At 63.1% G+C, this 15,790-nt stretch carries 9 protein-coding genes; 4 read left to right on the forward strand and 5 right to left on the reverse strand.

Annotated elements, in window-relative coordinates; translation table 11 throughout:
• Positions 1-48 precede the first annotated feature (48 nt).
• The 4 genes from LB533_RS27400 to LB533_RS27415 are packed head-to-tail and all read left to right on the forward strand — an operon-like array spanning position 49 to position 4,467.
• Positions 49-1,137, forward strand: a complete 1,089-nt coding sequence (locus LB533_RS27400; protein ID WP_140642671.1) for a tungsten formylmethanofuran dehydrogenase — start codon at positions 49-51, stop codon at positions 1,135-1,137.
• The gene (locus LB533_RS27405; protein ID WP_140642672.1) at positions 1,131-2,762 is read left to right on the forward strand and encodes a formylmethanofuran dehydrogenase subunit A; all 1,632 of its coding nucleotides are present in this window, start codon (positions 1,131-1,133) and stop codon (positions 2,760-2,762) included. The genes LB533_RS27400 and LB533_RS27405 overlap by 7 nt, the downstream gene beginning before the upstream one ends.
• Entirely contained in the window at positions 2,750-3,658 is a 909-nt protein-coding gene (fhcD, locus tag LB533_RS27410; protein WP_140642674.1) for a formylmethanofuran--tetrahydromethanopterin N-formyltransferase, read from the forward strand. The genes LB533_RS27405 and fhcD overlap by 13 nt, the downstream gene beginning before the upstream one ends.
• Positions 3,655-4,467: a formylmethanofuran dehydrogenase subunit C gene (locus LB533_RS27415; protein ID WP_140642676.1), complete on the forward strand. Its 813-nt coding sequence runs from the start codon at positions 3,655-3,657 to the stop codon at positions 4,465-4,467. Before fhcD ends, LB533_RS27415 begins: the two co-directional genes overlap by 4 nt.
• Positions 4,468-4,589: 122 nt before the next feature.
• Here LB533_RS27415 and LB533_RS27420 read toward each other — a convergent pair whose 3' ends face one another.
• From LB533_RS27420 to LB533_RS27445, 5 genes are all read right to left on the reverse strand, one after another.
• Positions 4,590-5,336: a GGDEF domain-containing protein gene (locus LB533_RS27420; RefSeq protein ID WP_140642678.1), complete on the reverse strand. Its 747-nt coding sequence runs from the start codon at positions 5,334-5,336 to the stop codon at positions 4,590-4,592.
• Positions 5,337-5,441: 105 nt separating this feature from the next.
• Positions 5,442-6,140: a thermonuclease family protein gene (locus tag LB533_RS27425; RefSeq protein WP_140642702.1), complete on the reverse strand. Its 699-nt coding sequence runs from the start codon at positions 6,138-6,140 to the stop codon at positions 5,442-5,444.
• Between the two features lie 30 nt (positions 6,141-6,170).
• A complete protein-coding gene (locus LB533_RS27430) occupies positions 6,171-7,370 on the reverse strand; it encodes an ABC transporter substrate-binding protein (RefSeq protein ID WP_140642680.1) in 1,200 nt (399 codons plus the stop codon).
• Between the two features lie 470 nt (positions 7,371-7,840).
• Positions 7,841-8,209, reverse strand: a complete 369-nt coding sequence (locus tag LB533_RS27435) for a hypothetical protein (RefSeq protein WP_140642681.1) — start codon at positions 8,207-8,209, stop codon at positions 7,841-7,843.
• A gap of 76 nt (positions 8,210-8,285) precedes the next feature.
• Positions 8,286-15,728, reverse strand: coding sequence for a beta strand repeat-containing protein (locus LB533_RS27445; protein ID WP_318012512.1), 7,443 nt, complete (start codon positions 15,726-15,728; stop codon positions 8,286-8,288).
• Positions 15,729-15,790: the final 62 nt, after the last annotated feature.

Consider the following 15,790-nt stretch of genomic DNA (forward strand, 5'->3'; position numbering starts at 1 on the left):
ATCCAGTTTCGTCTAGGATCGGGCTGGCACCAGAAAGTAGTGTAGCGAATGGCGGTTGCTTGGATAGGCAACCGGGAAGCGCTGGTCGAGCGCGCGGCTGCGCATGCCGCGTCGCTGTTATCGTCAAGCCGGTGCCCGGTTTTCAGCTTTGATACGGATATACACGGCACGAGGGCGGCGATCGCGCTGGCCGAGCGGCTTGGCGCGGCATACGATCACGCCGACGGCGCGGCACTTGCCCGAGAGACCATGCTTTTTACCGACAAGGGCGCGATGACCGTCGCCCCTGGGGAGACGCGCCGGCGTGCCGATATCGTGGTGATCGTGGGCGAGCTCGCACAAACCCATCATGATCTTGTTGCGGAGCTCGCTGGCACGGTTCCCGATCTCTCGACCAGGAGCGAGCGCGAGTTCTTCCTGGTGGGATCGAATGGGGTGTCCGTGCCGCCGTTGAAAAACGGGCGCAAGGCAACGCTCCTTTCCTGTGGCCAGGCTAGCCTCGGCGCCACGCTGGCGGCGCTGAGGGCGCAGTACAAGGGGCGGCAAACATCGCGACCGGTGTCGAACTTCAACGATTTCGCAAAGGCTCTGGCGGCTGCGCATTTTCCCGTGTTCCTGTTTTCAGGCCATGCGACCGATGGGTTGGCGTTGGAGATGCTGCAGGGGCTGATCGCCGATCTCAATCGCAAATCACGTGCATCTGGCCTTCATCTGCCGGCGAGCGAAAACGGGTGGGGAAGCGCGCTCGCCTCGACCTGGATGACAGGTTTTCCATTGCGCACGGGCTTTGCGCGGGGCTTCCCGGAATTCGATCCCTGGCGTTACGATGTGGCGCGCATGATCGCCGCCGGCGAAGCCGACCTGCACCTGCGGATCTCCGCCACGGTTGCCCAACTCCCGAGAAAAAGGGGGCGCATGACACTGATTGCGCTGGCTAAAACGGAAGAGCCGGTCGCAGGCGCCGCGGTCACCATCGCCATTGGCGAAGCTGGGGTCGATCACGATGCAGTTGTCTATTCCAGCCGTACCGGCTCGCTGAAGTCGACTGATACCCGCGCTGCTTCGAAATTGCCCTCCGCCGCGACGATCATTCGCCTGGTCGCCAGTCGGGTTTTCGCCGAGGCATTGCCATGCTGACGAAAATCGCCAACGGCGACATCATCGACCCCGTCAACAACCGTCTCGGCAAGGGCGACCTATGGATCAAGGACGGCAAGATTGTCGCTGCGCCGGCTGAGGGGGTGGCCGACCGGACCATCGAAGCCGCCGGCTGCATCGTGATGGCGGGCGCCATCGACATCCACTCCCACATTGGCGGTGGTAACGTGAATACCGCGCGGCTGCTCTTGCCCGAACAGCATGCCGCCCATCAGGCGCGACCGGCGACGACGCCGCTCTCAAATGCCGGCTGGTCGACCTTCCAGACTGGCTGTCTCTACGCCAAGATGGGCTTCACGACGGTCGTCGAACCGGCGATGTCGCCGGGATCTGCACTCCACACCCATCTCGAACTGGCCGATATCCCGATCATCGACAAGGCGACGCTCGCCATTCTCGGCAACGACGACTTCCTGCTGTCAATGATCCGTGACGCCGCCACTCCTCAAATGATCGAGGACTATGTCGCCTGGACGGTCGCCTCGACGCGAGCGCTCGGGGTCAAGGTGATCAACGCCGGTGCAGCGGCCGCCTTCAAGGAAAACGCACGCACGTTCGCGCTGGACGATGTCGTGCCGTCCTACGGCGTCAGCTCGCGCAACATCGTCAAGACGCTGCAGGCCGCCGTCGACAATCTTGGCCTGCCGCATCCTTTGCATGTCCATTGCAACAATCTGGGCATTCCCGGATCTGCGGACACGGCGGCCGCGACGATTGCGGCGGCGGATGGGCTGCCGATGCATCTCGCCCACCTCCAGTTCTATGGCTATGGCACGGAGGGAAAGCGCAGATTTTCCTCCGCCGCTGCGCGGCTTGCCGAGCTTATCAACACGACTCCGGAAGTCACTATCGATATCGGTCAGGTGATGTTCGGTCAGACGGTCACGGTCTCCTCCGACGTCATGCGGCAGTTCTCGGCGCGGGGCAGCGCACATCCGAAAAAGTCCGTCATTCATGACGGGGATGGCAATGGCGGCGGCATCGTGCCCTACAGCTATGGCAAGGACTTCTATGGCACGATGCAGTGGGCGATCGGGCTCGAGCTTTTTCTCCTCATCGACGATCCCTGGCGTGTGTTCTTCACCACTGATCACCCCAACGGTGCACCCTTTACCGCTTATCCGGCTCTGTTCGAGCTGCTGATGAGGCGGGAAGCGCGCACCGAAATGGCCGCCGGACTTTCACGATCCGCCTTAGCGCTCTCTACCCTGTCCGCAATCGACCGCGAATACACGTTCGAGGAAATCGCCATCATGACGCGTGCAGCGCCGGCCAGGCTGCTCGGGTTGACGGATCGAGGCCATCTCGGTGTCGGCGCGATAGCCGACATCGCTGTCTATCGCAGGAACGAAAGTATCGCGAAAATGCTCGGACAGGCAGCGTATGTTTTCAAGGATGGCGATCTCGTCGTGCAGGACGGGGAGATCATCCATTACCGCTGGGGCAAGGCCCTCAGGCTTAATCCACCTGTGGACAAGGCGATGGTGCGGCGTCTGGAGGACTATCACCAGCAGCGCTACGGCCTGTCCTTGGATTGGTTCAATTTCCCGGATTCCGCGATTGCGCGTGAACAGCCATTCGGCGAGGTGCCATGCCGAACGTGAGCGTAAATGGCGTAACGATCGACGATACTTTTGCCGAAGCCTTCGGGATGCGGGCAACCGCCATCATCATCACTGCGTCGAGCCGGAAATGGGCACGGCAGGCGGCGATCACGATGACCGGCTTCGCCACCTCGGTAATCGGTTGCGGCTGCGAAGCGGCAATCGATGCCGACCTGCCGCCGTCAGCCACCCCGGATGGCCGGCCCGGCTGCCGCGTGATGATCTTCGCGATGGGAACCGATGAATTGCAGAAGCAACTGCTCAATCGCGTCGGGCAGTGTGTCTTGACTTCGCCGGGCTCCGCCTGCTTTGCCGGACTGGAGGGCAGCGCTAAGCTCAAGCTCGGTTCGGCGCTGCGTTATTTCGGCGATGGGTGGCAAATCTCCAAGAAGATCGGCGACAGGCATTTCTGGCGCATTCCCGTCATGGATGGTGAATTCCTCTGCGAGGCAACAACCGGACTGACAAAGGAAGCCGTCGGCGGCGGCAATTTCTTTGTCATGGCCGAAAGCAGCGCCAACGCTTTGGTCGCGGCCGAGGCCGCGGTCGCCGCGATCGGAATGGTGCCCGGTGCCATCGTGCCGTTCCCCGGCGGCATCGCCCGTTCGGGTTCCAAGATAGGTGGCAAATACAAGGGCATGATCGCCTCGGCCAACGAAGCCTACGCGCCGACACTGCGCGGCGTGGTTGCGAGTGAACTCGGCCCCGACATCAACGCCGTCCTGGAAATCGTCATTGATGGTGAGACGAATGATGCCGTTGCCGCGGCGATGAAGGCCGGCATAAAGGCCGTCGTCCAGCTCGGACCGAAGAAAGGCGCGGTTCGCATCGGCGCCGGCAATTATGGCGGCAAGCTCGGTAAGTTCATCTATTCGCTGAAGGATATGTTGCCATGAAGGCGCTGACCTTCACTCTTGTTGCCGAACCGCCTGAACGCCTCGACCTGTCGCCGCTGACGCCGGAGCGGCTTGCTGGGAGCGAAACACGGGATATCGAAAAAATCCGAATCGGCATGTCGAAGCACGGATCGAAGGTGGGCGACATTTTTCGCCTCGCCGGCAGCGATCCGCTAAGCATCGTGTTCGAAGGTGGAAGCGCGCGCCTCGACCGGGTGGCGCAAGGCATGGGAGGTGGATCGGTTCGCGTGATCGGCAATACTGGCGCGCAGGCCGGGCGCGCCATGCGCGGGGGCAAGCTGACGATCGAAGGCAATGCGGGGCCGCACGCCGGCTCCGGCATGCGCGGCGGCAGGCTGGAGATAACAGGTAATGCCGGCGATCACCTTGGTGCGCCGCTCGTCGGCGAACTGGCCGGCATGAATGGCGGCGTGCTGATCGTCAGGGGCAGGGCGGGCGCCTTCGCCGCAGACCGGATGCGGCGCGGTCTGATCTCGGTGCTGAAAGGCTCAGGCGACCATGCAGGCAGCCGCATGATCGCGGGCACGCTGGTGGTAGCCGGCGGCATCGGTGAAATGCCCGGCTACCTAATGCGCCGCGGTTCGATCCTTCTTGATCGCGCGCCAGGACATCTGTCGCCGAGCTTCGTCGAGTGTGGCGCGCCCGAGAGCGTTTTTGCCACCATCATCGATCGTCATCTGATCGCCGAAGGCATTTTGAAACGGCCGCTGCTGGGGAGCGCACCACATAAATATGGCGGCGACAACGCGGTGCTTGGAATGGGCGAGGTTCTTTTTCCGCGCCGGTGAGGTTCCGGCAACGAGATCGATCAAGTGCTTGTGCCTGTCGAGCGGCCCTGCTCGCCGAGCTTTAGGAATGTGTCCAAACGTCGATTTGCCGCCAGTTATTGGTTTCGTCACGTTACACCGGGCTACTGGAGACCTGTAGAGCGCGTTTCGGCAGGTGCGCGGGCGGATAATTGCGCTTCCGCTGAGCGAAACATGTCCTCGAATGCTAGCTCGGTTTCAAACACGGTGCTTCCCAGGCTGATCGTCAGAGCGTCCTCGGTCCCCTTGGGCGCGAAATAGACCTGCGCGACGCTTGCTCGAATGCGCTCGCCAATTTCCGCGGCCTCCGCTTCGGTCGTACCTGGAAGAAAGACCCCGAACATCGATGTTCCTATGCGACCGACCATATCTTCCTTGCGGACCGAAGACTGAATGGCCGATGCGACGAGCCGCAAGGCCTCATCGCCCCAATCTGGGCCGAAGCGAAGATTTATGGAGCGAAGGTGTTCGGCATGGATCACCAGGAAGGCGCCCGAGCGTGGCCCTGGCGCTGACGGCCTCGCCGCGCGCCGCTCGACCATCGAGGTGAAAACCGGACCGTTCAGGCAGCCTGTCACCCGGTCGTAGGTCTCGGCCCTGTTGAGCTCCCGCCGGTAGCCGCGGATCTGGGCCTGCTTCAAGCCGATCAATACGAAAAGCGGCAGACCGATGATCAGAGGCAGCAGCACGGCAGTGACCATGCTACGCCCGAACGGGGTCAAGACATCGCTGAACAACAGCAGGTAATTGAGGCCTACGGAGAGGGCAAGGCTGCCAACGGTCCCCAGGAAGGCGAGCCACGCGACACCCTTCCATACCGGCTCGGTGGCGGTCGTTTCGGCTTGTGCCATTACCAATCTCCTGTCAGATCGGCGAGCATAGCGCCGGCAAGCGCAATTTCAGTTGCGGCAAACCATACAATTTGATCGATGTGCGAAACGTGAATCGATTTTGGCCTATCGCGGCGGGCCGAAAATTCCCACCTCCGCGTCCTCGGCGACTGCTTGCGCCTTGCCATAGATGCCGGTGGGCAGCGCGATCGCCCAGCCGTTGGACACGAGCCAGGCGCCGACATCCTGCTTGCCAAGGTTACACGGCGCGGCAATGGCAAAACGCTCGATCTCCGGCGGCACGACACACTTCAGCGCGCGTCCACGCAGCCAGGAATTGAAGGCGGCGCGTGCGCGCTGGCCGCAAGACCAGGCGACATCGTGAAACGAGCAGGTGGCTTTCGGTTCTATGCTGGCCACACCACTGACGGCCACTTTGCGTCCCATGGATTCGAAAGTCGCCGATGACGTTGCTATTGGCCGGAAGAGCAGGGTTTCACCCCAATCGCCTGGCATCGGCGTTTTAGGGGGCACGGCGAGGCCGAGATCGCCGAGCGGGGGCCGGGCTTCGATCCGCTCGATCTCGGACAGGTCAATTGGCGGCGGTGCGACAACATCCTCGGCAACCCTGCGCGCTTCTCGCCATCTTCCGACGAGAACAGTCGTCTCCGACCGGGTTGCTTGCCCGGCATTCTCGACACGGGTCGCAAGGGCAGGCCGGTCGGTCGCAAGCAAGGCTCCGGCATGCATGATCAGGGCAATCCCGAACAGCAGCTCGAGACCTCCGACCGCAATAACCAGGCGGATACGCCCTGGCACAACCATCACGCCAGCGCAGCGTTCGTTACCGGGCGGTCAGAATCCCGAGGTCGATTTGGCAACCAGTTTGAGCGCACCCTTTTCTATCCGATAGAATGGCATCGATCTTTGGCTGGATCCATCGGCGCGAAAGCGGAACAGGCCGGTCGATCCGCGAAATCCGCTCGGATTTTCGAGCACCTGTTTGCTGAAACCGTCAGGTCCGACCGCGCTGGCAATCCCTGCCGTCAGCGCAACCATATCATAAGCGTAGGCTACGTTGACGTCGGCCGGATAGTTGTAAGTCGTCCTGAAGCGGTCGGCGATCGGCCCCGTTTCGCCCGGATCGAGCGCTGCGATATAGGCTCCCTCGAATGACGGCTCCATGGGATGCTCCAGCCAACGGCTGGTTCCGACGACGGAGGTCGCTTTGCCCGCAATGCCCTTTGATTTGAGGGCGGCAAGTATACGCGAGGGGCTGGCATCGCCGCTGGCAATGATGACCGCGTCGGGAGTGTCCACGAGCGAGGCCATTTCGTCGACCGCCTTGGCGGCGCCGTCGCCGGCCGAATATGGAACGGTGACGGCGAGCGTCGCGCCATAGATGCTGAGACTGTTGGCGACCCGCTTCTCGACCGCGCTGGCGTTCGAGCCACCCGCGACAAACAATACGAATTTTTTTCCGCCTTTCGCGGCGATGCCCGCCGCGCCCGCCGCCGCACTGTCCGCTTCGCCGAGGCGCACGGCATAAACGCCGGCGCCGCCCGCGAAATTGTCGGCAAGCGCCAGCACGGGCGGCCGCTTCGATCCCGATAATGTGGCGATATGCTGGGCGGCCGGCAGTTCGGTCGGGCCGATGACGGCTTTCGTGCCGGTCGTCAGGGCCTGCAGCGCCAATTTGCCGGCCTGTGCGCTGTCGCCCTTAGTGTCCTCCACGGTCAGCGTAAGCAATCCATTGCCGATATCGGTCATCGCGAGCTTGGCGCCATCGAGCATCTTGCGGCCATTTTCCCCCGCCGTTCCCGGGGCGGACAATGGCAGCAGCATCGTGATTTTCGTCGAACCGGTACCCAGCGACTGGGTTGCCTGGGCCGGGAGGGCGCCCGCGGCGCCATCCTGCCCGGCAGGCACGGCAATCGCCGCCGGATCGAGCGCTTCGGTAACGCTGCCCTTCGACTGGCAGCCCGACAGCGCCGCGGCGAGCGCGAAGGTGACTGCCCAACTGCGCGGACGGTAGACCTGCCGGCCAGCTTCCATGATCGTCCCACCCTGTATGCCGCCGGGTTATCCTCTCGGTCTGGCCTTGTGCTCATGTTACGGCGAACTTGCCGCGCCGTCCTGTTGTTCTTTAGCCCTCGAAAAGCCGGGCTCTCGGTGCCCCGATCCGTCTTGCTTGTCCGGCGGTCCTATAGTTGGCGCATGTCGGGTATCGCGGTCCGACGAGAACGCGGAAACACCGAACCTCGCCGCCCGCAACGGCACGGCCGGCTGACAGCTCGCGAACACCTTGAATGTCTGTCGGCTCCACACCGCGGCCGCGTCATAGTGGATCGACGGCGCCGAACCGGACGACGGAGATTGTACCATGGAGGGCGCTTCCAGCCCATTGGCAGAAGCCCGCGTGACATCCTGGCAAACTGGTCATGCGATCGTTGCGGCGATCGCCTTCAAGATTGATTGATCCGTCCGCTGCCATGGTGGCCAACAGGCGCAGGTTGCCTATCCGGTCAGTGCATGTACTCGACCATGCGATCGTGGAAGCACTCGCATTTGTTGAGGTAGTCTTCGTCACGGTAGTTCGTCTTCAGGTAGCCATAGGCCTTGCCGCACGCGACCTTGGCCTCCGAAGCCCAGACGAAGGCCGGCCGGGACGAGTTGATCCATGCCGGATCCTTGGCGACGGCGATGGACTCGTCCATCAGCTTGACCACCTGTTCGGTGAGGTCGGCCGTGTTTTCGGTCAGCACCAGATTGGACGTTCCCACAGTGCGGCAATAGTCGACCGGCGCGCCGATGATGTCGGCGGCGTAACCGGCCGACCCGGCCGTCAACAACAGGGCCGCGGCCGAAACCAGCAGTCTTGCAGAACGCGTCATGATAAAAATCCCCTCAATAGCCCTAATACAGATTTCGCTAATGCATAGCATGTGTTTGTCCCGCTGCGCCATGCCGCTAGACCAGATTTGCAGTGGTCGTGTGCGTGCTTGTCCCATCATCATAGAGCAGCGTGATCGTGTTGGTCACGGGCGTTGTCTGGAAGGTCGCCACGTCTACGAAAGCGGCTCCATTGGCCAGGCCGTCAGCATCCACGCTCAGGGTTTTCGACGCCGCGTCGTAGTTCACGAAGTCCGCGACGTTGCCGGCTCCGGTCTTGAAGAGGGACGTCAGGTCGATCACGTCACCATCGCCGCCGCTGTAGTCGCTGATGAGATCCTTGATATCAAGATGCTCGAGCTTGAACGTGTCGGCGCCGGTGCCGCCGATCAGCGTATCCTGACCCGAACCGCCGATCAGCAGGTCGTTGCCTCCGCCGCCGTTGAGCGTATCGTTGCCGGAGCCGCCATAGAGCGTGTCGTTCCCGGTGTCGCCAAACAGCGTGTCGATTCCGCGCCCGCCTGCAAGGAAATCGGCCTGTCCCGGAAGGCCGGTCAGGATATCGTTGCCATCTTCGCCGAAGAGGGCGATTTCCGTGGTCGTTGTGGTGTGTGTATCGGCGCCGGCAGTACCTTGCCAGGTGCTGGCATCGGGTGAGAGGTGGGCCGTGACCGAGCCCGCGATCTGGTCGCCATCGCCATCGGTTGCGGTGACCGGGATCGAGATGTCGAACGGTGTCGCGGCATTGGCTGTCGTATAGGTGACCGGCCCGAGCTTGAAGTCATTCGAGCCCGCATTGGCCGAAATCTCGATCGCGCTGAATGGATCGGAATTGGCGACCACGGTAAAGGTATCACCTTGCTCCAAGCCGGTGATGGTCCACGTTCCGTTGACGGCATTGTATGTGGCGGTCGGAACAACGACACCACCGGACCCATTGATCACAGTGACAAGGCTGCCGAACGCTGTGCTTTCGCCGGTTACATCGCCTATATAGGAATTGTCGTAGTCGGCATTGACCGGGCGGATGATTATCGAGACCGGATCTGATCCCGAGACATTGCCAATCCCCTGTGTGTAGCTCGCGACTTCATAGTGATCGGTGTAGTGGATTCCAGCTCCAACGCCCGCCGGGGTTCCGGCGATGGTCCCGTCGGTAGTTGCATTGCTGACGAAATCGAAACGGATCGCCTCACCCGGTTCGATGCTATTTCCCCCATTGACGCCCCAACTGCCCGTGCTGGTGTTCACGGGATGACCGTTGCCCGTCGCAAGTAGGTCACTGGTCGACCCTATCGAGTTCAGAACGATCGCGTCATTGTTGCCGCCGCTGGGAGAGAAGTTTGACGTATTGAACTGGTTGCCGGCGAACATCGTCGCGGCCTGGGTGAAGGTCCAACTGTCCGTCGCCGGGTTGAGGGTTGCCGTGAAAGCAAGGTCGCTGCCATTGGCGGCCGAGGTCCGCCCCTCCACGGTGTGGGTATCGACCACATGGAAGAAGACCTGCTCGCCATTCAGGAAGATGTTGGTGCTGCCCGATGTGACGGCCGCGCCTTCGGTCACGTTGAACACGACATTGCCGACCCCGTCGGCACCGGCGCTCGCGGCGAAGTTGATGTTTTCCGTCAGCGCTGTGTGCGTGTTGTTCTCCACGAAGATGCCGTCCGGCCTGAACGGCAGAGGAGCGTCATCCAGCACTGTCAGGTTGACCGTGCCGGAAACATGATCGCCGCTGGTGTCGGTAGCCACCATCTGGACGCCGGTGATGGTGACGTTGCCGGAGCCCGCAATATGCTGCAACTGGTCGGTCAGCGTCGCGGTCACCACCGGTGTCAGCGAGCTGTTGGCGGCCGCGCTGGTGTTGGACAGCGCCAGATAGATCGCCGGTCCAAGGTTGGTGGGGCCTTGCATCAACGTGCCGACAAGCTCGCCGCCGACTTTTGCCCAGCTGATCGAGTAGCCCGCCGCCAGGCCGGAGACCGTCGGGCTCGTCCAGTTCGGATCGCCGCCGGTCGGGTTGGCGAACGCAACTGTGATGGCTTCACCCGATGTGGTGAAGGTGATCCCGCTGTTTGCCTGAGCCGTTTCCCCGTGGCTGCCGGGGTTTGTGCCGGTCACGGCACCGGCGTGGAGATCAGCGGGGGCCGTGGCATCGAGCGTGGTGTCGAGCGCGGCCTCGTTCAAGGTCAGCGACACCGTTCCGCCACCTGACGGAACCGTGTTGGTCTGCACATTGAGCGTTACCGTCGCGGTCGAGGTGTCGCCATCGCCGTCCTTGATCGTGTAGCTGAAGGAATCCGATCCGACATAGACGCCGGTCGGCGTGTAGGTGAACGTCCCGTCATTGTTGTAGGTAACCGTGCCATGGGCGCCGTTTGTCACGACGACTTGGCCTGGCGTCGGAGCATTGTCCGTATCGACGCCGTCGGCGCCGAACTTGTCATTAGCAAGCAGGCCGGTGAGGACCGTGGGGCCGGTAATGGTCGAAGCCCAGGTGTCATTGACCGCCGTCGGCACGTCGTCGGAGACGGTGACGTTGACGGTGCCGGTAGCCTGGGTGCCGTCGGTATCGGTTGCGACCACGCCGACATGGCCCAGATTGACCAGGTCGTCGGCATTGAGGCCGGGATGGGCGTCGTAATTGTCGTTGAGGGTGGCCGTGACGGTGGCCACGTTGCTGGCAACCGTCAGGTCGAGGGTGACCACCGTCACGGCGCCGTCCTTGCCGACGATCTGGGTACCCGAAATCCGTGTCCAGGTCAGGTTGGCGGTGTTCAGGCCGGTCAGGTCGGTGCCGAAGGCGATCGAGGCGATGGCGTCCGAGCCGGGCGTGAAGGTGATCGTGCTGGCGGCCGTATCCGGGCCCGCCGGCGTCGAGCCGTCGGCCAGGTTCTGGTCGTCGAGCGCCAGCGTGATCGGATCACCTGCGGCCGGGCCTGCGCCGTCGGTGATGGTGAAGGCAAGCCCCGCCGTCGAGGTGTCGCCGTCGCCGTCCGTGACCGTGTAGGTCGCGTTGACCGGCACGGCACCGCCGTCATTGTTGACCGAGGCACCGGCCGTGAACGAATAGGAACCGTCGGCCTTCACCTTGATGGTGCCCGCGCCGATGTCGATCGCATCCGTCCAGCCGTTGAGGCCGAACGTCAGCGCCGTGCCGTTGATGTGCGTCACCATCGCGCCGTCGGCGCCGGTGACGAAGTCCAGCGTGCCCGTCACCGTCGCGCCTTCCGCAACTGCCTGCGAGGCCTCCGCCGATGCCGTCGGCACGTCGTCCGACACCGTCACGTTGACCGTGCCCGTTGCCTGGGTGCCGTCGGTGTCGGTGGCGACCACGCCGACATGGCCGAGGTCGACCAGATCGTCGAGAGTGATGTCGGGATGCGTGTCGTAATTGTCGTTCAGCGTCGCCGTCACCGTCCCCACATTGCCGGCAACCGACAGGTCGAGCGTCACCACCGTCACGCCGCTGCCCGTGTCTTTGCCGAGGATCTGGGTGTCTGACATCCGCTCCCAGGTCAGGTTGGCGGCGTTGAGCCCCGTCAGATCGGTGCCGAAGGCGATCGACGCGATCGCATCCGAGCCCGGCGTGAAGGTGATCGAGTGCTGGTCGCTGGTCGCGCCCGGCGTCGAGCCGTCCGCGAGGTTCTGGTCGTCGAGCGCCAGCGTGATCGGAGCGCCCGCCACCGGGCCCGCACCGTCGGAGACCCCGAACGTCACCTGCCTGGTGACCGTGTCGCCGTCCTTGTCGCTGACCGTGTAGCTGAAGGTCTCGGTCACCGTGCTGGCGCTGGTGACGTTGGCCGGCGCGGTGTAGATCAGATGGCCGGCGCCGTCGATCGACAGCGTTCCGCCGGTCGTGCCCTGATTGGTGAAGGCCAGGCCTTGCAGCGTTCCCTGCAACCCGTCGGCGCCCGCGCCGATGCCCAGCAGGGTCACCGCATCGCCAATGTCGTGCGCGCCGGAGCCCTCGGCGAAGGCCGCTCCCGCATAGTTCTGCGCCACTGGCGTGTCGTCGTCGATGGCGACGGTGAAGCTGGTGGTTCCGGTGCTGTTGTCGGCGTCGGTCACCGTGGCGGTGACGGTGAAGCCGAGATTGTCCTCGAAGGCGGTTTCCGTCGCGCCGGTGGCGGCGTCGTCATGGACCGGATGCGAGACCGGCTGGTTGAGGGCCACGGTGTAGTCCGCGCCGGTTGCCGTGATGTTGCTCAGCGTGATGGTGAACACCACGTCCGCGGTGCTGCTGCCATAGCCGGTCAGCGTGTGGCTGGCGGCGTCCCAGCTGGTCGAGACCGCCGTCCCGTCGAGCTTGGTCAATCCGGTGCTGGCGACCGACAGTGCCACCGAGCTCAAGGCATCGGCGCCCAGCGTGTAGGAGATGTGCCCGCCCGTCACCGGCGCATCGTCGCCTGGACCTCCCGCGTTGCCGCCGGCCCCGCCGATGTCGTCCTCGTCGACGGTCAGGTTCTGCGAGGCCGCCACATTGGTGATGCCGGTGTCGGAGACCCCGAACGTCACCTGCCTGGTGACCGTGTCGCCGTCCTTGTCGCTGACCGTGTAGCTGAAGGTCTCGGTCACCGTGCTGGCGCTGGTGACGTTGGCCGGCGCGGTGTAGATCAGATGGCCGGCGCCGTCGATCGACAGCGTTCCGCCGGTCGTGCCCTGATTGGTGAAGGCCAGGCCTTGCAGTGTTCCCTGCAACCCGTCGGCGCCCGCGCCGATGCCCAGCAGGGTCACCGCATCGCCAATGTCGTGCGCGCCGGAGCCCTCGGCGAAGGCCGCTCCCGCATAGTTCTGCGCCAGCGGTCCATCATCATTGATGGCGATCGACAGTGTCGAGTTCGATGAACTGCCGTCCTCGTCGGTGACAATGACGCCATAGTCGGCGAAGAGCTGGTCTGCCGCGCCGGTCGCCCCGGCGACCGGATGCGCAATATTGCCGGTCAGCGTGAAGCTGTAGGTCACAGTGCCGCCGGCGTCTGTCCCGCTGAAGCCCGTGATGGTCAGCGTGCCATAGGCGGGGCCGCCGGCGATGACGACCGGAACGGAGCCGGAATTCGCCAGATCGGCATAGGTGATGATGGTCGCGCCGACCTGCAGCGATCCGAGCCCATCAGGCGAAGTGAAGCTGAACGTGCCGCCAGCGGTTTCCGAATGGTCGGAATTGTCGGATGGATTGCCGTTTGACAGTTCTCCCGACCCTGCGGGATTGGATCCGTGCGGTGGCAGCCCTTTTTCGTCGACCACCGCATCGCCGCCGTCCACCTGAGCCGTCAGGCCCGAAATCGTCACAAGGTCATTCGCGCCCCCGATCGTGATCGTCAGAGAGGCGGGCGACGTATCGCCATCGCCGTCGGTCACCATGTAGCCGAACGTTTCGGCCAGATTCTGGCCGGCGGAAAGCCCCTGCACCGCGGCGTAACCCGTCGGATTTTCAGCTTGCGTGTAGAGCACATAATTGTAGCTGCCGTCGACGCCGACGGTCAGCTGCCCATAAAGCCCATTCACATGGTTGGCGACGGCGCCGTCCCAGGCGACCGAACCGAAGCCGTCCGTGCCAAGGTGATCGGCGTGGCCGTCGGTCGCGTTTGCGTCGGTGCCGCCCACGCCCGTGATTACATTGCCGTCGGCCGACAGCGGTCCGTCTTCGGTGACCGAATCCTGGTCGTTGACTGCGGCCGGGCCGTCGTCCTGGAATTCGATGCTCAAGCCGACGTGGGATACGGCAGTGCTCGAATCGCCGTCGAAATCAGTGATGGTGGCCTTGACGTGCAGGTCGGCGGCAACGGTCGCGATGTCGTCAAACGCAGCCGTGCTCGCACCGTCGACATTGTGGGCGATCGGCTGATACTGCCCGATCCAGACTGCTCCGGTCGGATCGACATAAACCTTGAAAACGTCGACGCCCTTGGCCGCGCCAACGAGAACGCCATCCGAGGCCGTCGACAGCAGAATCGCTGAGCCATCAAGGGTCCTGAGACCGGAATCGACGTTCACCAGCGGATTGCCGTTCGCATCCGTCACGGAGAAGGAGAATGTGGCATTTTCGTCGGCGCCGACCGAAGCGCTGAACAGACCAAGCGCGCTGGCGGACGATTTCGCATACCCCAACGCACCTTGCTCGTCGATCTGAGCGGGCGGCGGCAGGCCGGTGTCGTCGGCCGCATAAGGATCGGCGGCGTTGTTGACGCTGGCGGTTTCGTCGTGGCTCACCCTGAACACTTCAGTGTGCGTGGTGACCGTGGTGACCTTCGCTTCGATGCCGAATATCTTGAACGGGTTGCCGCCGGACAAAGTCGCATCTGTCCCACCGGCATTGGAATCGAACGTGAAATTGTTGTAGTTGCCGACCTTGAGCTGGTCGAACGGCGTGCTGCCGATGATTTCGACCGTCGCGCCGTTCGGCACGCCGGCGAAGGCGTAGCCGACCTGCACGCCGCTTTCGAAGACGGCGGTGCCGCTGGTCAGCACACCGTTGATGCTCACGGTGAACGGCTCGAACACGCCTCCGTCCTTGGCACCGATGAAGAGGACGGCTTCATGGATATTATGCGCCGAGGCAACGTCGATTGTGAACTTGACCGAGTCGACATCGTATGAGCCGAGATCGGTGACAACAGGCGGATTCGGATTGTTGGAGACGACGTTGAGGCCGTTGACGAAATCCATTGTCAGGATTTCTGGTCCGGTCAACCCGGGATGTGTTTCATAACCGTCAATAATCTGGCCGTCGCCGATGCCGATCTTGATTCCCGTGGTGTTGACGGAATTGTCGCCTTCGTTGACGTCGATTCCGGTCAGCTTGATGTCGTGGTTGCCGGCGCCGTCCATGCCGCGAACGTCGGTGTTGCCGGCCTGTAGGCTATAGACGATCGTTTCGGTCGTGGTTGTTGTTGTGGTCGTGGCGTCCCGCGCGACGATCTGCGGAACGTCGTCAAGCACCTGGACCTTGAATGTGCCCGCCGCGAGTTCGATCGTATCGCCGTCACCGTCCTTCGCGATCACGAACGACGACAGATCAATCCCGCCATTGGCCAGCGTGTTTTCGCTATTGTCGCCGGCGAGCGTGTTCAACGTCGGGTGGTCGATCTGGTCAATCAATGTGAAAACATACGAGCCGTCCGCACCGACGGTAAGCGTGAAGACGGGCCGATCCGTGCCGGCCTGATAGCCGGCTCCGGCGCCGACTTCGACATAGCCGGTCAAAGTCGCGCCGTCCGAGACGACGAGGACGTGGCCGCCTTTCGAATCGAGCCCCGAGTCCGACGGGTTCATCTGGGTAACCAGGCTGAAAGCGGAGACTGCATTCGGGCCATCGGCGCCGAAGTCGACAAGTGCGTTCAAAGCACCGGCAGCGCCGGCAGCGACGGCTGAGTTTGTCCCGGTCACCTCGCCAGATTGCGGAATGTCGGCATTCCCCATGGACTGGGCATTATGAAGGCCATCCTCGTCGACATTCGCCGTGATCGAGGCGGTTCCGACAGCCTTCGGCCCGTCATCCTCGAAGATGATGGTCTGGGAGATGTCGGCGCTCTGTGTGGCGTGGTCGCCGTCGCCGTCGGTCGCGGTGACCGTGACCGAGACCG

Origin of the sequence: Mesorhizobium sp. BR1-1-13 (assembly GCF_020165515.1) — a bacterium.
GTDB lineage: Bacteria > Pseudomonadota > Alphaproteobacteria > Rhizobiales > Rhizobiaceae > Mesorhizobium.

Coding starts and splice junctions, on each gene's coding strand:
- LB533_RS27400 (WP_140642671.1), top strand. CDS start 49: ATGGCGGTTGCTTGGATAGGCAACCGGGAAGCGCTGGTCGAGCGCGCG.
- LB533_RS27405 (WP_140642672.1), top strand. CDS start 1,131: ATGCTGACGAAAATCGCCAACGGCGACATCATCGACCCCGTCAACAAC.
- fhcD (WP_140642674.1), top strand. CDS start 2,750: ATGCCGAACGTGAGCGTAAATGGCGTAACGATCGACGATACTTTTGCC.
- LB533_RS27415 (WP_140642676.1), top strand. CDS start 3,655: ATGAAGGCGCTGACCTTCACTCTTGTTGCCGAACCGCCTGAACGCCTC.
- LB533_RS27420 (WP_140642678.1), bottom strand. CDS start 5,336: ATGGCACAAGCCGAAACGACCGCCACCGAGCCGGTATGGAAGGGTGTC.
- LB533_RS27425 (WP_140642702.1), bottom strand. CDS start 6,140: ATGGTTGTGCCAGGGCGTATCCGCCTGGTTATTGCGGTCGGAGGTCTC.
- LB533_RS27430 (WP_140642680.1), bottom strand. CDS start 7,370: ATGGAAGCTGGCCGGCAGGTCTACCGTCCGCGCAGTTGGGCAGTCACC.
- LB533_RS27435 (WP_140642681.1), bottom strand. CDS start 8,209: ATGACGCGTTCTGCAAGACTGCTGGTTTCGGCCGCGGCCCTGTTGTTG.